The following is a 19,490-nucleotide window of genomic DNA, read 5'->3' as shown; positions in this document are numbered from 1 at the left end:
CTTAGTAATAAAATGAAAAGAATAAAAATAATATCGCTTCGATGGTATCACCTGCGATGTACCCAAACCACCTCGAAATGACGAATGAATAATACAATTGGTATGGCGCAATAAAGAATTAATTAAATAGGATTTTCAGGCGTAAAACAAAAAACGGCCCACCAAACAAGTTGGTAGGCCGGTATAGCAAACTGGGGAGAAGCTATCAATTTGTTGCACCCTTTCAGATGCATCATCAACAGGATGTCCTACAGGATAGGACAGGCGGGACTTTAACAAAAGCACGCATTAAAATACAATCATATTCCTGTAAAACAGCTCGAATTGACGAACATATAACTATTTAATACAAATAGTTGCTTAAATTAACCTTATTTTAACTAAAGCTTGCATATACCTGAATGAACCGCTGTTATTCGCCATTTTTATTAAACATAAAAAAAGCGCCAAAAGGCGCTTTAATTAAAATGCTTAAACTGCATTAATGGGCTTGTTCCCAGTTGTCACCTTCATCGGCTTCAACTATAAGTGGTACATCTAGCGCAGCAGCTTGCGACATCAGTTCGCAAATATGTTTTGTGTATTGTTCTGCGCAGTCTGTTTTAATTTCAAATACCAATTCATCGTGTACTTGCATAAGTAGTTTAATTGTATTTGGTGCTTGTTCGTGTACCCAACGGTTAACGCTCAGCATTGCTTTTTTAATAATATCGGCGGCAGTACCTTGCATTGGTGCGTTTATAGCAGCACGTTCGGCTCCTTTCCTGCGCGCCCCATTACGTGCGTTTATTTCTGGTAAATGTAAACGTCGTCCAAAAATAGTTTCAACGTAGCCATTTTCAGCTGCTTTTTCGCGTGTTGTTTCCATGTACTCTAATACACCAGGAAAACGCTCAAAATATTTATCTATATAATGCTGCGCTTCATGGCGTGGTACATCTAATTGACGTGCTAAACCAAATGCCGACATACCGTAAATTAAGCCAAAGTTAACTGCTTTCGCCTTACGGCGCATATCGGTAGTTACATCATCAAGCTCTACACCAAATACTTCAGCGGCAGTTGCACTATGTACATCTAAGCCGTTAGCAAATGCATTTAATAGACCTTTGTCTTGTGAAAGATGCGCCATAATACGCAGCTCAATTTGACTGTAATCGGCAGCGACAATTTTATAACCATCTGCAGCTATAAACGCTTCACGAATACGACGCCCTTCTTCTGAACGAATAGGAATATTTTGTAAATTAGGATCAGTTGAACTCAAGCGTCCCGTAGCTGTAATTGCCTGATGATAAGACGTATGTACACGCTGGGTTTTCTCATTGACCATTAATGGTAATTTATCGGTGTAAGTTGATTTAAGCTTTGATAAACCACGGTGCTCTATAATTACTTTAGGTAGCGGATAATCATGAGCAAGCTCCTGCAGTACTTCTTCTGCGGTAGAAGGTGCACCTTTAGGTGTTTTTTTAATAATAGGTAACCCAAGCTTTTCAAACAACAATACTTGTAGTTGTTTTGGAGAACTTAAATTAAATGGTTCGCCAGCTATTTCAAACGCCTCTTTTTCAAGCTCAATTAAACGCTCACCTAAGCGCTGGCTATGCGCTGCAAGCATATTGCTATCTATCGCAACACCGGTGCGTTCAATATCAGAAATCACACTAACTAGCGGCATTTCTATATCTTCAAATACCGATTTTAGCTTTTCATCAGCTTCAATTTTTGGCCAAAGCACTTCGTGTAAACGCAAAGTAATATCGGCATCTTCTGCGGCGTAAGGCGCTGCTTTTTCAAGTTCAATTTGGTTAAAGGTAAGTTGCTTTTTGCCTTTTCCAGCAATATCTTCAAAGCTAATATTTTTATGACCTAGGTATTTAAGTGCTAACGAGTCCATATCGTGACGCGTGCCTACACTATTAAATACATACGACTCAAGCATGGTGTCAAACTTAATACCATTTAGCGCAAAGCCTGCATTCGCTAATACGCTTTTGTCATATTTGAGGTTTTGCCCTACTTTTGCTTTATTTTCATCTGCTAAAATTGGACCCAGCTTTTGCATTACAAATTCAAGGCTTAATTGTTCAGGCGCACCCGGGTAGTCATGCGCTATAGGTAAATACACAGCTTCACCCGCTTTTACGGCAAAGCTCATACCCACCAATTGCGCTTTCATGTAATCAAGGCTGGTTGTTTCAGTATCAAATGCAAATAACTCAGCACTATTTAATTGCTCTATTAGCGTACCAAATTGCGCCTCAGTTAAAATAGTTTCGTAATGAGCGTCTTCTACTTTTGGTAATTCAGTCGCTTCGGTAGGTACCGCTAGGTGTGTTTCTGCATCTTTAGGGTTATCAAGTAACTCAGCTAACCAACGACGGAATTCGCACTCACCATATAATGCAATTAATTCGTCTTTGTTAGGCTCTTGAAGTTTGAATGTATCAAGGTCAGATTCCACTTCAACATCGCACTTAATTGTCGCAAGTTCGTAGCTCAAAGGAAGATGATCAAGCGCAATTGCTAACTTTTCACCTATTTTACCTTTAATCTCACTGGCATGATCCATCACACCTTGAAGAGAGCCATATTTTTCTAACCATTTAACCGCAGTTTTAGGTCCACAACCTTCAACACCGGGAATGTTATCGACCTTATCACCCATTAATGCTAAGTAATCGATAATAAGTTCAGGGCCTACACCAAATTTTTCAACCACAGTAACGGGATCTGAAATACTGTCGGTCATCGTGTTTATTAGCGTAACGTGTTCATTAACAAGCTGTGCCATGTCTTTGTCTCCAGTAGAGACTAAGACATGTCTTTTTTGCTCTGATGCTATACGTGCAAATGTACCAATAACATCATCAGCTTCAACGCCTTCAATACTAATTAGCGGAAAGCCCATCGCTTTAATAATACTGTGTATAGGTGCTATTTGAGTGCGTAAGTCATCCGGCATAGGGGGACGATTTGCCTTATATTCGCTATACATATCGTTACGGAACGTTTTACCTTTAGCATCAAATATAACCACCATATGTGAGGGATCATATTGTCTGATCAAGCTTTTAAGCATGTTGATCACGCCATAAATAGCGCCCGTAGCTTCACCTTTAGAATTAGTTAAATGCGGCGGAGAATGATAAGCACGAAATAAATATGACGAGCCATCAACTAAAATAAGTGGGTTTTCGGGGATCTGAGCCATGGTGAATTTGGATCCTAAATGCAAAAAATTAAGGTAATTATAAGCATGCCATAAGGTAGTAAATAAAACGACTGTGAATTACTGCTTATCGTGTTATTAAAACTATAGCAAGCTGTGGATAAGTGTGTAGATAACAGCCACGAGCTATCCTTCCAAAGCATTGTAAAATGCCTAGAAAATACTTTAACTGTATGTTTTAATTTAAAAAAGATAATACGAGGTTCTTTTTTTATTATTTTAAACCAATGTGGAAAAAGGTTTTCTAACGACTGCTTGTGTTGTTATTCACTTTGATTATTCGCGTCCATTTAAATAACCGGAGGAGTATTCTAGCACAATGGATCGAAGATCATAGCGATCCTTTATAATTTTTTTAAAGGCAAAGTGATCGCAAATGGCATAAACCGCAAAACAACTTGCATAGAGAATGATTTTTGAACTAGAAATTTATTTTCGCGAGAAATTTTGAGCATGTTAGACTTCATCCGATCGACTTATAAAAAAGACTTTAGGGGCACAAAAGCATGAAAAACGTAGCGGTAATATTAGCAGGATGTGGTGTGTACGATGGTAGTGAAATTAATGAAGCAATTTTAACTTTATTACATATAGCCAAAAATGGCGCAACTTATCAGTGTTTTGCACCGGATATTGAACAACTTCATACCATTAACTATTTAACGGGCGAAGTAATGCCTGATAAACGTAATGTATTAACAGAAGCGGCTCGTATTGCACGGGGTGACATTAAATCGCTGCTTGAACTAGATGTAACTCAGTTTGACGCATTAATTGTACCTGGCGGTTTTGGCGCTGCAAAAAACTTATGTGACTTTGCAATTAAAGGCGTAAAAGCAAATATTAATAAAGACGTACTTAATGCTTGTAAATCATTTGCAAAAGAAAATAAGCCTGCTGGTTATATGTGTATTGCACCCGCTTTGATCCCATTTATTTACGATAACGCTGTACTTACTATCGGTAACGATGCAGAGACAGCACAAGCGCTAAGCACATTAGGCGCTAAACATATAAATTGTGCAGTAGATGATGTTGTTATTGATCAGCCAAATAAGCTAGTTACCACCCCTGCTTATATGCTTGCGCAATCAATTCTTGAAGCCGATGCAGGGATCGAAAAACTCGTTAGTAGCGTATTATCAATAAATTGATCTTAGGATCTAAAAGTTAATTGTATGACTGTTTGCAATTATTAAATTGCTTAACGAAAAACAGTAAATAATTAAATTTTATTGCGTTAACGCAAAAAGTAGTCAGTTTTATTAATAAAAACGCCTCTTAGCATTTTATAAATTGGCTCAGAGAGTTATAATCGGTTTAATTTCCGTCATCTTTAATCGTGATTGATCACGTTCAAATCGAAGTGAGCAAGGCAAAATGAAAAAATTAACAGCTGCAGCATTATTAATGCTAGCAACCACAGCATACGCACAGCCATATGATAACTCTATGACTGAAGATGCAATTAAAGCACGTCTCGCGCCGGTTGGTGCTGTATACCTTGAAGGCGACAAAGCTGCTGTAGCAGCTGCGCCTACTGGTCCTCGTTCTGGTGAGCAAGTGTATCAAGGTGCATGTTTTGCATGTCACGGTACTGGTGCACTAGGCGCGCCTAAATCGCCTGACGATTGGGCTCCACGTATAGCTAAAGGTAAAGACACTTTACTTGAACATGCACTAAATGGCTTTAATGCTATGCCTCCAAAAGGCACCTGTATGGATTGTTCTGATGATGAGATAAGCGCAGCTATCGACTTCATGACATCTAAGTAAATACAGCTGAAATACACAAAAAAGGTTTACTTCGGTAAGCCTTTTTTAATACCTAAAATAGTGTTTCTAGCCAGTATGGTAGTACGAATATCAACTTGACGATAAGCGCTAAAAGTGAAAGTATAAGGCTAATAACTATACAATAAAAATAGCCGGTTAGATCATTGGAAGATAAACACCCTGTATCGAGTAAATTAGCGTATCAAAATAAACGTCTTAAAGCGCTACTAAAAAAATACAAACAATCACATCACTTACAAAGTGCGCTGATCCAATTATCAGAGCAAGCTAGTACTGTTGCCGAGCTAACTCTATTATACCCTGCCATCCACGATATTTTACAAAAGTATGTACCGAGTAAAAGCTTTTATGTGGTGCTATTAAATCAACACAGTCAATCATTAGAGCTATCTTACTTCTCAGATGAGAAAGACGGTATTGCTGTTGCCCTTAATCAATCAAATAGCTTTGATGAAGGAGCAACTGGTTATGTGTTTAAGCAAGGTAAAACAACATGCTTTACAAAGAAGCAAATGCAAGACGCTGCAACCGAAGGCTTATTTAAAGCATTAGGCACACCAGCAGAGCATTGGGTAGGTGTACCTGTTTACCAAGAACATAATATTATTGGTGTATTAGCAGCGCAAAGTTACGATACAAAACAAGGTTATAGTTCACAACAAATACAATTACTCGAGTTTATGTCGCTTTATTTAGCAACTGCAATAGAGCGTGTAAAAAAACGAGAGCTCCTTGAATCGGAAGTAAAAATTCGCACCCGAGCACTCACTCAAAGTAACGATGCATTAAACCTTGAAATAGAGCAACGTAAACGCGCACTTCAACGTCAACAAATTCTGTTCAAAATATCTGAAATAGCAACGCAAGCTAAAAATCTTGATGATGCTTACTTTAAGATACATCAAATAATAAAAACAATTACCTATGCAGAAAACTTATATATTGCACTTTATGATAAAGAGTCTGGCTGGATAAGCTTTCCTTATTGTGTTGATGAATTTAAAGAAAATACACAACCAAGACGCTTTGCTAAAGGTTATAGTGAATTGGTAATAAGCACTGAAGAAACGCAACTAATACACCCATGTAGGGCAAAAGAATTAATAGAAAGCGGTGTAGTACAAAGAGCCAAGCCTGTACAAAAAGAGCAAATGGCCACCAGTTGGCTAGGCGCTCCACTTAAAACCGCTCAAGGTGTTATCGGCCTTATTGTTTGCCAAGCTTACGATAATAAACATATTTTCAGCCAAGATGATTGCGAGTTAATTACCTTTGTATCACATCAAATTGCAACTGTTTTGCAGGCAAAGCTAGCCAATCAAGCGATTGCAAAAAGCCACCAAGAACTCGAATTTAGAGTAAACGAAAAAACCAAAGAATTGCGCCAAACTAATCTTCACTTACAAATGCAAATTGATGAGCGTAAAAAAATAGAGCAACAGCTTTATCATGATGCACATCATGATTCACTTACTAGCTTACCTAATCGTAGCCTATTTTTAACTCAGCTTGAAAAAACGCTACAACATTATCAACGTTTTCCTGAGCATCACTTTGCCGTTTTATTTATCGATTTAGATAAATTTAAAGATATTAATGACCAGTTGGGCCACCATGCTGGCGATCAGTTTTTAATTAATGTTAGTGAGTTATTCGCCCAATGTATCCGCGAACACGATTTACTAGCACGCTTAGGTGGCGATGAGTTTGTTATTTTATTAACGCATTTAACTGAGCCTCAACAAGCAGAAGATGTTGCAAATCGCATTATCGACTTAATGGAAAAGCCTTTTTGCCTTAAAGGGGAATATTTACAAAGTGGTGCAAGTATAGGGATAACCTATTCAAAGAAAAGCTATATGCATACGGATGAAATTATTCGTGATGCTGATGCCGCAATGTATCACGCTAAAAACTCAGGAAAAAATCGCTACGAGCTATTTCATCCGTTACTAACACAATCAATACCTGCGCAGGCTCTAAAAGCACAACATCACCTTGATATATTACCTATGAGCTTTAGAGGCTCAGAAATAATTACGCTTGATGAGCAGCATCAGTCTGAATCTTTATTTGAAGCATTTGGTGAACACCCAATACTTGGCTTTACTAGCTTTGATATTTTGAAAAAGTTTGCATCAGATAAAGAACAGCACCTCGAGATAGAGTTACAGTTATTACAACGCGCTTATGCACAAGCAATTACCGCAAATGTAACTATGGCGCTGGTTCCTTGTTCTGGTTTACTACTTGAGGAGCACGAATTTGTTTTATTTACAGATACGCTAAATAAACAACAAGGACATAGCCAGCTCTGTTTGCTATTTGATGAGCAAGAGATTCGCCATGCAAGTGCAACACAAATAGAAAACCTCAAAAAGCTGCCGCAACTAGGCTATTCGATTGGTTTAAACAATTTTGCTAAAGATAGATGCGAACTGAATTTACTAACCGATATTAACTTTGATTATCTGTTACTTAGCTCGACCTTTAGTAAACGTGTTTTACAACAAGAAAGTTACGATTTTCAGCTACAAGGTGTGCTAGCAATTACGAAGCTAAAAGCAATGAAAGTTATTGCTAAAGGACCATCGATACTCAATTTTAGAGCTTTACTAGACAAACACGGTTTGGCATTTTTTGTGGGAAAACAACACGCTCTAGTGTGCTCTGAGTTACCTGAAATACAAGTAACCCAGTCTTTATAAAATTAGCCTGAAGTATTACTCAGGCTTTTTAAACATTGCACGAAGGTTAGCGACTCTTGCTTGGCCTTTTTCCATTCGCTCTGCTTGCGTATTTGGCGCTTTTTTGTTTTCGAATGCGAGATCGTCCTGCGGTAATTCCTGTACAAATCGGCTTAACTCAGTTTGTGAGGTTTCACCAAATTGACGACGTATTTTTGCATAAGTAAGTGTTAACTCCTGCTGTGCACGAGTAATACCAACATAAGCTAACCGACGTTCTTCATCTACGTTATCTTCATCAATACTTACCTGATGCGGAAGTAAGCCCTCTTCCATACCCACCATAAATACGTACGGATACTCTAGGCCCTTTGATGCATGTAGTGTTGATAAGTGCACTGCATCGGTTTCATCTTCTTCTTCGTTGCGCTCTAGCATATCCCGAAGGGTTAGCTTGCTAACAACCTCAGCTAATGTCATTGGTTCGTTGTCGGCATCACCTGTCAACATATCGGTGATCCAGCGATACAATTCAGATACGTTTTTCATACGCATTTCAGCGGCTTTTGCGCTCGGTGACGACTCGTACAAATATGCCTCGTAATTAATGTTACGCACTAAGTCTTTAACAGCTTCGAGCGTATCACCACGTACTGCGTTATCAGATAGCTCAACAACCCAGCGTGCAAACCCAGCAAGCGCATTAAAGCCACGCCCTTTTAATCTATAACCTAAATCGTTATCAAAACAAGTAGCAAACAAGCTCGCGTGCTTTTCGTTAGCGAGCGTTCCAAGCTTTTCAAGTGTGACCGTGCCTATTTCGCGTCGTGGTGTATTTACAATACGTAAAAATGCATTGTCATCATCTTGATTAACTAGCAAACGTAAATACGCCATAATATCTTTAATTTCTGAACGAGCAAAAAACGACATACCACCACTAATTTTATAAGGGATACGGTTACTCATTAAAGATTTTTCAAAGCCACGTGCTTGATGATTACCACGATATAAAATAGCGTAATCTTTATAGCTTGTGCGCTTCATAAACTTATGTGAAATTATTTCAGCAACCACACGTTCAGATTCATGCTCTTCATCGCGGCACCCTATTACTTTAATCGGCTCACCATAACCTAGTTCACTAAATAACTTTTTTTCTATGTCATGTGGGTTATTCGCAATTAAAATGTTAGCCGCTTTTAGTATTCGTCCTGCACTTCGATAGTTTTGCTCAAGCTTTATAAGTCTAAGCCCTGGGTAGTCTTTACCTAATAACACTAAGTTTTGTGGGCGAGCACCACGCCATGAGTAAATTGATTGATCGTCATCACCTACCACAGTAAAACGGGCACGCTCGCCTACTAGCAATTTAACAAGTTGATATTGGCTTGTATTGGTATCTTGATACTCATCCACCAGCAAGTATTTAAAGCGTTGCTGCCAGCGCTCACGAGACGTGGCGTTATTAGTAAGTAACAAAGTAGGGATCATAATTAAATCATCAAAATCCAGTGCGTTATAAGCACGTAGCTGATTTTGATAGCGAGCATACAGCTGTGCAAACAATGCCTTTTGCGCATCACGCGCTTCGCGTATTGCTTGCTCTGGCAGTACTAATTCATTTTTCCAACTACCAATTTCCATTTTAAGTAGTTTGAGTAAGTCCTTGTCTTTTTTTAGCTCATCCTCGGTGAGTTCACTAAGAAGCTGATTGGTATCTTGATCATCAAATAACGAAAAGCCGGGTTTAAACCCTAATGTACTTAACTCTTTTTTTATTATTTCTAAACCAAGTGTATGAAACGTTGATACCCATAAACCTTTAGCGTCTTGTTTACCAAGCGTTTGCAGTACTCTCTCACGCATTTCTTTGGCTGCTTTATTGGTAAAAGTAACAGCGGCTATATTTCGCGCTTTGTACTCACATTTTTTCACTAAATAAGCGATTTTATTAGTAATAACACGGGTTTTACCAGAGCCTGCGCCCGCGAGTACTAAGCAGGGACCACTAATATATTTTACGGCTTCATCTTGTTTAGGATTGAGTTTCATAACGACCAAAGAAATTTAAAAGACGCACAATTTTAACGTAACCATTACTGCGAGCATAGCAATTGCCTTAATTAATTAAGGTAAAGATGATCATGTGTTAAATACCGTGGGTATAAGGTAATATTAGTTATTATCATTTAGGCAATGCCGAAGGGACAATTATGATCAACCCAGCAAAACTTGAAGAAATTGCTAAGCAAATTACTAGCAATATGCCACAAGGTGTAAAAAACCTAGCAGACACACTCGAAGGTAAAACAAAGCAAGTTTTACAAAACAAGCTTGCTGAGATGGACTTTGTGAGCCGTGAAGAATTTGATGTGCAAAGCCAAGTACTTATTCGTACTCGCGAAAAGTTAACTGAGCTTGAAGCTAAAGTTGCCTTACTTGAGCAACAACTTAGCACTAAAACTGACGCTGAATAATTAAAAAAAGGCAGCTTAGGCTGCCTTTTTGCGCTTTACTAAGTTTATTCAAATAGCTCATCAAGTACATAGTAAGATAACTTAACCTGCTGCGCGAAACTCACACTCAGCATTTTTTGCGCAACTTGCTCGCCAGTTATTGGTTTGTAACGCTTTAAAAACGCAAATCGTGTAATAACAGGAAAAATAATACTGCCTATCTTTTCTGCCACTCTAAATTGCTCACGATCACCTAATAATAAAGACGGTTGTAAAATACTTATTTTATCAAAAGGGAGTGCTTTAATATGTTGCTCAAGCTCACCCTTCATTTTCAAATAAGCACTATTACTGTGCGTGTTCGCCCCGCTTGATGACACTAAGCAGTAATGCGTAACACCATTACATGCCGCTAACTGCGCCGCTATAAACTGATAATCAAAATCTACTTTACGCTGAGCTTGTGTAGAGCCCGCCCGTTTACGGGTTGTACCCAAACACGAAAACAATACGTCACCTTTAAAAAGCTCAACGTATTGAGTTAATTTTTCAAAATCAATAACGTGATTAACTAGCTTTGCGTGTGTAATAGGCAAAGCCCGACGACTTAACGTAACCACTTTAGTATAACGATCGATATTAAGTAGCTTGTGTAGCAACTCATTACCGACCAAACCTGTAGCACCTATTAATATCGCCGTATTAGTCATAAATTTATTTATTTTCGCCCACTTTATTAAGTACGTGCTGCACTGCTTTTTTGTAGCTTTGCGTTTCTTCACTCGCGCACGTTACAACAGATTCTAAATCATGAAGATGGCCGTTTTCTAAACCATAAACCCAACCATGAACGCTTAGCTCTTGGCCGCGTTCCCACGCATCTTGCACAATGTTAGTACGGCATACATTACGTACTTGCTCAATTACATTTAGCTCAATAAGGCGGCTTAAACGTTCGCTTTCTGGCATTGCATCAAGTTGTTCAAGATGCTTTTCTTTTACATCCCCTACGTGGCGTAGCCAATTATCAATAAAGCCGAATTTTGCATTGTTTAAAACGGCTTGTACGCCACCACAGCCATAGTGACCTACTACCATGATATGTTTTACTTTTAAAACCTCTACAGCGTACTGCATAACCGACAAACAGTTATGGTCAGTGTGTACAACCACGTTAGCAACGTTACGATGTACAAATAATTCGCCTGGTAATAAATCAACTATTTGATTAGCAGGTACACGAGAGTCTGAACAACCAATCCATAGATACTCTGGATTTTGTTGCATTGATAAAATTTTAAAAAACTCAGGATCAGCTTCGCTTGTACGTGCAGCCCAACGTTTATTGTTATCGAATAAATTTTTTAACTTTCTCATTGCATCTCTTATTAAGTCGAGGACGGAAATTTAATGGATATTAGCAAGAATCAAAATATTACGAGGCGTTAACTGCTTTTCACAAAAAGTATTCACGCTCACCTGATAGCCTTGCTGTTGCAAATATAAAGCACGATCGAGCACAAGCCAAACCTCAATTGCCCTTCTGAACACATGTCGAACCAGTTCAACTCGGTCAGTTACTTTTTTTCGAGCAATCCCAATATCCAAATATTTATTATAATCAGTATCTTGCGGTAGGTTTATTGCCTTTTTGTCTGCAGCCCATGCACAAAATGATTTAAACGAATCTGAGAATATAGCTTTGTTAACCGAAGGTACGCTTACATAATATTGCTCGCCAGTAATCGATTTTCTAAGTGCGTCAAAACCAAGTCGCCATTCTAGTTCTGTTTTGCGTACTTTTTCCAGGCGAGAAGGTGCTGTAACGGTTTCTTGTAATGCGAGCTTTAAATCGCGATGCATTAGGTTAAGCTTGCTTTGATTTGCAACCTCACTCATTACACGGTACTCATTAGCCGTAAATAAATGATAGCAACAAGGTGAAAAGCTAATTTGCTGAACTTTCGCCAAACTTGCTTGGCGCATAAATGCTTGGTGCAAACCACCACATGCGTGTAGCGCTACGGCATGCATATCAGCATTAAAAAATTGAGTGATATCGTCTTTTAATACATCAGCTTGGCTAAAGTGCATTGCTAAGCCTTGTTGCTGTGCACTTTTTTGCCCTTGCTCGCATAAGCTTTGTTGCAGCTCAATACTATGCACATTACTTGCGCCATTAAAAGCAAGCATTCGCCCTAAGTGCCCTTTACCCGCACACCACTCTAAAACCGGTTGATTAGTAGTAGGTAATGCAGATACAAAATCTTGTAACTGATCAAACTTACGACCTTTAATCCCGTTACTTATCCAAAATGGATAGTCGACTCGAGAGTGTGCAGAGCTAGGTAACTCACATAGCTTAGCAAGTTCATCAAGTTGGTTTATGTGTTGGCTAAAAAATTTGTATAGCTGATTTTGATCGTTATCAAGAACGGTTACCTGATCATCAGTTAGTTCGTTAAGCATGCCTTGCAGCTCTGGCCAAGGAATAGTGTCAAAATCAAACGCGGTGCACTGCCAATACTGACGATGGCTCATTAAAAGTGAATCAAGTGCAAAAAATTGCTCGGCTAAAGTCATAACAGCTTAAAAAATAAAAAGACAATTAATTATATCAGCTCAGTGAGTTCTCATTAAACAGTTATTTTTGGCTAAGAATCAGACGTAAATACAAAGGTATTGAAATAATACTCACCAAAATAGCGGCTATGAGCATCCAAGATAATTGCATCTTTTCGGGTTCTTGGTATTTATAAATAAAGTGAGGTTTTACTTCGTCAAATTCGTTTTGCTGTATGCCATATAAGTCAGCAATTAAGCGCCATTTTGCTATCGACATATGCCCTAAACTAGTGGTGGGTGGAGTTATATAACTTTTTAGTACTTCAGCCTCAAAGGCGAGCTGATGAAAGCTTTTGCTCGGTGCATAGTTTTGCTGGGTGACTGCAATGGCTTCATCCATATTCATCATTGCATAGCGCCAACCTTTTAAGCTCGCTTGGTAGAATTTTTCGACCGTTTGCGGATTTTTTTTAAGCATGTTTTCGCTGGTAAATAAAATGTCGCTATACACGTCCATTCCATATCGCTGTGGGCAAACAAGCCGATGGGCTACGCCTTGCTGAGTCATATAATAAGGCTCTGTAGTAACATACACTTGCATAGCATCTAGTTTGTTTTCAATCCAAGCCTGAGCTGGATTCTCGCCATCGTAAACTTTGAGATTACCTACTCCTACACCACTGCGTTTAAGCATAACAAGTAACTCGGTGCTATCTTTTAGACTCACCGCTGTAATACGCTTATTAACGAAGTCACGTGGGTGAAAAATATCAGAGGTGTCTTTTACCATCCAGCAATAAGGTGAAAACTGCAGTAAAGCAGCCATAGCAACAAGAGGCTGACCATTAATGCGCTGCTGCAAAATACCAGAATGCCCTACGCCAAATTGCGCTTCACCACTTGCAACAGGACCAAAAGTATCAGGTTTCATTGGATTAGCTTGTTTAATGGTGACATCAAGGCCAACATCATTATAAAAACCTTTTTGCTTTGCCATATAATAACCGGCAAACTGAAATTGATGTGTCCATTTTAACTGTAATGTAACTGATTCTTGCGCCATTATGTGGCTGCAAAAAAAGCACAATCCAATGATTAATCCTTTAAATAGCAACGAGGTGTCCTCAAAAGCATGACGATTACCTGTAACTATATGTAAAACGTGTGATAAAGCAAGCACCCTAGTTAGGTGCCTGCCTTTAAAGAAGGGTTATACTGAGGCGAGTTTTTCGACTTTTTCTGCTTGCGGTTTTGATGTTAAAAATTGGGTAAAACACGGGTTTTGTGTTTCATCTTGTACACTGTAACCTAAGCGATTTAAATGCTCGTTAAACATCTCATACTGACTCGGCTCAATAGCAAAACCGGCTAGTACATTCCCCATAGAACCACCGTGATTACGATAATGAAACAAGGTAATGTTCCAATTACTGCCTAAAGTATCTAAAAAGCGTGCAAGTGCGCCCGGATATTCAGGAAACTCAAAGCGAAGTAGACGTTCATGTAATTGCTCTGGTGCTTTGCCCCCAACCATGTAACGCACATGTAATTTAGCGAGTTCGTTGTCTGATAGATCGCAAAACTGATAGTCGTTACTTGTTAAGTCTTGCTTTAGTTCATTGAGCTCTTGCTCGCCTTGGCGCAGGGCAATACCTACAAATATCTGCGCTTCACCAGGTCCTGCATAGCGGTAGTTAAACTCAGTAATAGCACGGCCACCTAAAGAAGCACAAAACTGCTTAAAGCTGCCTTTTTCTTCTTTAATAGTAACAGCTAATAACGCTTCGTTTTTTTCACCCAACGCAGTGCGCTCTGCTACATAACGCAAACGATCAAAGTTTAAATTAGCACCCGATAAAACAGCGGCTAAGTGCAACCCTTTTAATCCCGATTGCTGACTCCACTTTTTAAGCCCAGCTGTTGCAAGGGCACCTGATGGTTCTGCAATTGCACGCGTAGATACAAAAATATCCTGCATGGCTGCACATATTTCGTCGCTAGTTACTGTAACAACCTCATCACAAAACTTTTGCGCTAAACGAAACGTTTCAGTACCAATAATTTTAACCGCTACGCCATCGGCAAAACTACCAACGCGATCAAGCTCTACTGGCTTACCGGCTTCAAGTGCTGCTTGTAAACATGCACTTTCGTCAGCTTCTACGCCAATTACTTTTATATCTGGACGCAACGATTTAATGTAAACCGCCATACCAGCAAGTAAACCACCACCGCCAACAGGAATAAACACAGCATCAAGCTCGTTTAATTGCTGCATTAATTCACGTGCTACAGTGCCTTGACCAACAATAACGTCTGGGTCATCAAATGGTGGGACAAATATACCGTTACGCTGCTCTGTAAGCTCAAGCGCATATGCTTTTGCTGCATCAAAATGATGGCCATGTAATACAACTTCACCGCCAAGTGCACGGACTGCGCTGACTTTTATTTCAGGTGTTGTTACTGGCATTACAATAGTTGCTTGATGCCCAAGGTGAGATGCACTTAATGCAACCCCTTGAGCATGATTACCCGCAGAGGCAGTGATAACCACCGAGCCTTTAGGTAATTTATTTAATTTGTTATAGGCACCGCGTAATTTAAACGAATACACGGGCTGTTGGTCTTCACGCTTTAACCAAACATGGTTACCTAGCTTTTTACTGAGTTCAGCCATTTCGCTGACCTCAGTAACTTTAGCCAAAGGCTCCATGTTTGCTTGAATAATAGCGCGAAAATAATCGAGCTCTTGAGAGACCATAATTAACTAAGCGCCTCCAATTTAGCTAAATCGCGCACAGCGCCTTTATCGGCACTCGTTGCAAGTAATGCATAGGCTTTTAAAGCAGACGACACATAGCGCTCACGATCAACTGGTTTGTACGCCATTTTCCCGCGTGCTAATTGCTTTTGTTTACGCGCCTCAAGTTCTTCATCGCTTAGCGCTAAAGTGATTTCGCGTGTTGCGATATCAATAATGATTTTATCGCCATTTTCAACATAAGCAATTGCACCACCACTTGCCGCTTCTGGCGACACGTGACCAATTGATAAACCTGACGTACCACCCGAAAAGCGACCATCCGTAATAAGGGCACACTTTTCAGCTAAGCCTTTCGATTTTAAGTAGCTTGTTGGGTATAGCATTTCTTGCATACCAGGACCGCCTTTTGGTCCTTCATAACGAATAACCACTACATCACCGGCTTTTACTTCATTATTTAAAATACCTTCTACCGAATCATCTTGTGATTCGTACACCACTGCGGTGCCTTCAAAATGCAGCATTTCATCAACGACACCTGCACTTTTCACAACACACCCATCAACGGCTAGGTTGCCCGATAGCACAGCCAAACCACCGTCTTGGCGATAAGCGTGTTCAACGCTTCGAATACACCCATTCACACGGTCATTATCGCCTTCATCCCAACGACACTCTTGGCTCATTGCTTTAGTTGTACGAATGCCCGCAGGACCCGCACGATAAAACTTGCGCGCAGCTTCGTTAGTTGGGTCTGTTGCATCCCATTTTTTAACAAGCTCAGCCATCGTTGACCCAGCGACATGATTAACCGACATATCAACTAAACCCGCTTTACCAAGTTCGCGAACAACTGCCATCATGCCACCAGCACGGTGGACATCTTCAATATGGTACTCTGGTGTTGCTGGTGCAACTTTACATAAAAACGGTGTTTTACGAGAAAGCGCATCAATGTGCGACATATCAAAATCAACGCCCGCTTCTTGCGCTGCAGCGAGTAAATGTAATACGGTATTTGACGAGCCGCCCATTGCAATATCAACAACCATTGCATTCATAAAGGCTGTTTTATTGGCAATAGCGCGTGGCAATACATCTTGATTATCTTTTTGATAATACTCACGACATAAATCAACAATACGAGCACCCGCTTCAACATACAGTTGTTTACGGTCTTTATGAGTGGCAAGCGTGGTACCGTTACCCGGAAGTGCTAAGCCTATTGCCTCTAACAAACAGTTCATTGAATTTGCAGTAAACATACCTGAACACGAACCACATGTAGGACACGCAGAACGCTCTACTTGCTCTGAATCTGCATCACTTACCGATTCATCAGCGCCTTTAACCATGGCATCAACTAAATCAAGTTTAATATCGATGTTAGCAAGCTTAGTTTTACCCGCTTCCATTGGACCGCCCGATACAAATATTACCGGTATGTTTAAGCGTAGTGCTGCAAGCATCATCCCTGGAGTGATTTTGTCGCAGTTTGAAATACAGATCATAGCATCGGCGCAGTGACCATTTACCATGTACTCAACCGAATCAGCAATTAAATCGCGCGAAGGCAGCGAATAAAGCATACCGCCGTGTCCCATCGCAATACCATCATCAATCGCAATGGTATTAAATTCTTTAGGAACGCCACCGGCTTGGGTTATTGTCTCACCCATAAGTTCACTAAGCTGATTAAGGTGTACATGTCCTGGTACAAATTGTGTAAACGAGTTAACTACGGCAATAATCGGTTTACCAAAATCAGAGTCTGTCATACCTGTTGCGCGCCATAATGCTCTTGCGCCTGCACGTTTACGTCCTTCAGTTGTTGTTGCACTTCTTAATTTAGCCATAGTTACCTCTGTTTTTGCCGCAATAAAAGCGGGCATTCCTCATTCTAAAATTGGTAAATAACTGAGTGTCTCAGTTACTCGTAAATTATTTTTTAATTCGCAATTACACAGCCTGTTGGTGCTGTAAATTTTGTACAGTGACTTCTTTAACATCCACTAGCTTATTTAGCTGGCTTGTTAATAGGTGAATAGGTTTATCACTATCTACCGTCATGGCTACATTGTATAAACCATCATCTATATTGAGTTGAAAATGCGTAAGGTCAAAACCACGATGACGCACCACTCGTAAAAAGCGCTCTACCGCTATACTTTGGCTTTTTAATGCAATAGTTAGGCTATGTTTCATTTTGCTTTCTCCGTCATCATTTCGTCGTTAGCAGCCCCAGGTGGTACAAGTGGCCAAACATTTTCTTTATCATCAATACAGGCATGTACTATGTACGGACCTTTGCTGTTTACTAATGCAGTAATAGCATCATCAACTTGGTTTGCATGGGTAATTGTTTGCCCTGGAATACCAAATACTGCAGCTAATTGAACAAAGTCAGGGTTATCCGAAAGGTTAGTTTCAGAGTAACGGCCTTCAAAAAATAGTTCCTGCCATTGGCGAACCATACCCAAGCGTTGGTTATCTAAAATTAATATTTTTACAGGTAAATTATTACGGCGAATAGTGGCTAATTCTTGAATATTCATCATTATTGAACCATCGCCCGACACAGTAATAACAAAGTCATCAGGGCGTGCTACTTGTGCGCCAATAGCGGCCGGTAAACCAAAGCCCATTGTGCCAGCGCCACCACTACTTAAATGATTACTCGGGTGGCTAAACTTCATGTGCTGTGCTACCCACATTTGGTGCTGACCCACATCGCAACACACAACACCCGTTTTTGGCATGCGTTGGCTCAGTTGGTTTAATAAGTACGGTGCATAAACCTTCTCACCCGGGTAGTCGTAACGCCACGCGTGCTTAATATTCATTTCTTTGTTTGTGTCACACCACGCTTTAGGTGTTACAAAACACTCAAGTGCGGGTAAAGAGGTTTTTAAATCAGCAATTAATGAAGCTTTAGCTGGTTTACGCTTACCTACTTCAGCGGCATCAATATCTAAATGAATTACTTTAGCTTTAGCTGCAAATTTAGCTAAGTTACCCGTTACGCGGTCATCAAAGCGCGCACCTATACACACAAGTACATCACATTCCTGCACTGCAATATTAGCAGATTGAGTTCCATGCATACCAAGCATGCCTAAGTAATGCTCGTAGTCAGGTAATACACTGCCCAATGCTTTTAGTGTTGATACAGCAGGCATCTGGGTTTTATTTAAAAACTGCATTAACTCGTCTTGCGCATCAGCGGCTTGTACACCACCGCCTACATACGCTACAGGCTGTTTAGCCTCACTCAACAATTGATTAGCAATAGCAACTTGCTTTAAATCTAACTCTGGTAAGTATTCATCAGCTGCTAGCCAAGGTTTAAAAGGGACTTGCGCCATTTGAATATCTTTAGGGATATCGACAAGTACAGGACCTGGACGACCGCTTTGCGCTAAATGGATAGCTTCTTGTAGTATTTCTGCTAAGTCTTCCGCTCGTTCTACCATGTAGCTGTGCTTAGTACACGAAAGCGACATACCTAATACATCTATTTCTTGAAATGCATCTGAACCAATAGCTGCAGTAGGCACTTGGCCGGTGATCGCCAATAATGGCACTGAATCCATCATTGCATCAGCAAGAGCGGTTATTAGGTTAGTTGCACCTGGGCCCGATGTTGCAAAACACACACCTAATTTACGCGTACTGCGAGCATAACCAACAGCTGCAAACCCTGCACCTTGCTCATGGCGAGTAAGGTAATGTTTGACTGGCGCGCCATACAGCGCATCGTAAATTGGCATAATAGCTCCGCCTGGGTAGCCAAATACTTCATTTACGCCGTGTTTGGCCAATAAGTCGATTGTTAGTTCTGCGCCTGTCATTAATAAACCCTCATTCCTCAGTGACAACCCAATTACATTTTTACGCTAAAAATTTTATCCTTAAAACTAAAAAGCCCTCCGAACGGTTAAGTGCGGAGGGCTCTTTAATGCTTAAGTTTTTAAAGCACT

14 protein-coding genes are annotated in these 19,490 nt (G+C 40.0%); 4 read left to right on the top strand and 10 right to left on the bottom strand.

What is annotated here, in order from left to right:
- Positions 1–481 precede the first annotated feature (481 nt).
- Positions 482–3,217: a DNA polymerase I gene (gene polA / locus BW142_RS14840; RefSeq protein WP_076925346.1), complete on the bottom strand. Its 2,736-nt coding sequence runs from the start codon at positions 3,215–3,217 to the stop codon at positions 482–484.
- A gap of 524 nt (positions 3,218–3,741) precedes the next feature.
- Between polA and elbB the strand changes: the two genes are divergently transcribed.
- The 3 genes from elbB (at position 3,742) to BW142_RS14825 (ending at position 7,740) form a co-directional block, all read left to right on the top strand.
- Positions 3,742–4,389 (top strand): isoprenoid biosynthesis glyoxalase ElbB, encoded by a 648-nt coding sequence (elbB, locus tag BW142_RS14835; RefSeq protein WP_076925345.1) that lies wholly within the window; start codon positions 3,742–3,744, stop codon positions 4,387–4,389.
- Positions 4,390–4,615: 226 nt separating this feature from the next.
- Positions 4,616–5,011 carry a cytochrome c5 family protein gene (locus tag BW142_RS14830; RefSeq protein WP_007582093.1) on the top strand — a complete coding sequence of 132 codons (396 nt, stop codon included), beginning with the start codon at positions 4,616–4,618 and terminating at the stop codon, positions 5,009–5,011.
- A 164-nt stretch (positions 5,012–5,175) separates the two neighbouring features.
- A complete protein-coding gene (locus BW142_RS14825) occupies positions 5,176–7,740 on the top strand; it encodes a diguanylate cyclase (RefSeq protein WP_076925344.1) in 2,565 nt (854 codons plus the stop codon).
- A 15-nt stretch (positions 7,741–7,755) separates the two neighbouring features.
- Here the strand turns inward: BW142_RS14825 and rep are convergent, their stop codons facing one another.
- Entirely contained in the window at positions 7,756–9,774 is a 2,019-nt protein-coding gene (rep, locus tag BW142_RS14820; protein WP_024605304.1) for a DNA helicase Rep, read from the bottom strand.
- 161 nt (positions 9,775–9,935) lie between these two features.
- On the opposite strand from rep, the gene BW142_RS14815 reads away from it, so the two are divergent.
- Positions 9,936–10,199 carry an accessory factor UbiK family protein gene (locus tag BW142_RS14815; RefSeq protein WP_024600398.1) on the top strand — a complete coding sequence of 88 codons (264 nt, stop codon included), beginning with the start codon at positions 9,936–9,938 and terminating at the stop codon, positions 10,197–10,199.
- Positions 10,200–10,243: 44 nt separating this feature from the next.
- Here BW142_RS14815 and BW142_RS14810 read toward each other — a convergent pair whose 3' ends face one another.
- From BW142_RS14810 to ilvG, 8 genes are all read right to left on the bottom strand, one after another.
- Entirely contained in the window at positions 10,244–10,888 is a 645-nt protein-coding gene (locus tag BW142_RS14810) for an NAD(P)H-binding protein (RefSeq protein WP_076925343.1), read from the bottom strand.
- Between the two features lie 4 nt (positions 10,889–10,892).
- The gene (can, locus tag BW142_RS14805) at positions 10,893–11,555 is read right to left on the bottom strand and encodes a carbonate dehydratase (RefSeq protein ID WP_007582103.1); all 663 of its coding nucleotides are present in this window, start codon (positions 11,553–11,555) and stop codon (positions 10,893–10,895) included.
- A gap of 30 nt (positions 11,556–11,585) precedes the next feature.
- The gene (locus tag BW142_RS14800; protein ID WP_076925342.1) at positions 11,586–12,761 is read right to left on the bottom strand and encodes a methyltransferase; all 1,176 of its coding nucleotides are present in this window, start codon (positions 12,759–12,761) and stop codon (positions 11,586–11,588) included.
- Positions 12,762–12,822: 61 nt separating this feature from the next.
- Entirely contained in the window at positions 12,823–13,806 is a 984-nt protein-coding gene (locus tag BW142_RS14795; protein ID WP_076925341.1) for an ABC transporter substrate-binding protein, read from the bottom strand.
- 147 nt (positions 13,807–13,953) lie between these two features.
- Positions 13,954–15,507, bottom strand: a complete 1,554-nt coding sequence (ilvA, locus tag BW142_RS14790; RefSeq protein WP_024600394.1) for a threonine ammonia-lyase, biosynthetic — start codon at positions 15,505–15,507, stop codon at positions 13,954–13,956.
- A 2-nt stretch (positions 15,508–15,509) separates the two neighbouring features.
- On the bottom strand, positions 15,510–17,366 hold the full coding sequence (ilvD, locus tag BW142_RS14785) for a dihydroxy-acid dehydratase (RefSeq protein ID WP_024600393.1): 1,857 nt from the start codon (positions 17,364–17,366) through the stop codon (positions 15,510–15,512).
- Positions 17,367–17,469: 103 nt separating this feature from the next.
- A complete protein-coding gene (gene ilvM / locus BW142_RS14780; protein WP_076925340.1) occupies positions 17,470–17,715 on the bottom strand; it encodes an acetolactate synthase 2 small subunit in 246 nt (81 codons plus the stop codon).
- Positions 17,712–19,361, bottom strand: coding sequence for an acetolactate synthase 2 catalytic subunit (gene ilvG / locus BW142_RS14775; protein ID WP_076925339.1), 1,650 nt, complete (start codon positions 19,359–19,361; stop codon positions 17,712–17,714). Before ilvG ends, ilvM begins: the two co-directional genes overlap by 4 nt.
- Positions 19,362–19,490: the final 129 nt, after the last annotated feature.

Origin of the sequence: Pseudoalteromonas sp. EB27 (genome assembly GCF_001974875.1) — a bacterium.
In the GTDB taxonomy this organism is placed as follows: domain Bacteria; phylum Pseudomonadota; class Gammaproteobacteria; order Enterobacterales; family Alteromonadaceae; genus Pseudoalteromonas.
Note: the sequence above shows the minus strand (reverse complement) of the source record. Positions and strands in the feature narration are given on the sequence as shown.

Bases quoted from the DNA above. Each gene is read 5' to 3' on its own strand.
- polA (WP_076925346.1), bottom strand. From the start codon at position 3,217: ATGGCTCAGATCCCCGAAAACCCACTTATTTTAGTTGATGGCTCGTCA.
- elbB (WP_076925345.1), top strand. From the start codon at position 3,742: ATGAAAAACGTAGCGGTAATATTAGCAGGATGTGGTGTGTACGATGGT.
- BW142_RS14830 (WP_007582093.1), top strand. From the start codon at position 4,616: ATGAAAAAATTAACAGCTGCAGCATTATTAATGCTAGCAACCACAGCA.
- rep (WP_024605304.1), bottom strand. From the start codon at position 9,774: ATGAAACTCAATCCTAAACAAGATGAAGCCGTAAAATATATTAGTGGT.
- BW142_RS14815 (WP_024600398.1), top strand. From the start codon at position 9,936: ATGATCAACCCAGCAAAACTTGAAGAAATTGCTAAGCAAATTACTAGC.
- BW142_RS14810 (WP_076925343.1), bottom strand. From the start codon at position 10,888: ATGACTAATACGGCGATATTAATAGGTGCTACAGGTTTGGTCGGTAAT.
- can (WP_007582103.1), bottom strand. From the start codon at position 11,555: ATGAGAAAGTTAAAAAATTTATTCGATAACAATAAACGTTGGGCTGCA.
- BW142_RS14800 (WP_076925342.1), bottom strand. From the start codon at position 12,761: ATGACTTTAGCCGAGCAATTTTTTGCACTTGATTCACTTTTAATGAGC.
- BW142_RS14795 (WP_076925341.1), bottom strand. From the start codon at position 13,806: ATGGCGCAAGAATCAGTTACATTACAGTTAAAATGGACACATCAATTT.
- ilvA (WP_024600394.1), bottom strand. From the start codon at position 15,507: ATGGTCTCTCAAGAGCTCGATTATTTTCGCGCTATTATTCAAGCAAAC.
- ilvD (WP_024600393.1), bottom strand. From the start codon at position 17,366: ATGGCTAAATTAAGAAGTGCAACAACAACTGAAGGACGTAAACGTGCA.
- ilvM (WP_076925340.1), bottom strand. From the start codon at position 17,715: ATGAAACATAGCCTAACTATTGCATTAAAAAGCCAAAGTATAGCGGTA.
- ilvG (WP_076925339.1), bottom strand. From the start codon at position 19,361: ATGACAGGCGCAGAACTAACAATCGACTTATTGGCCAAACACGGCGTA.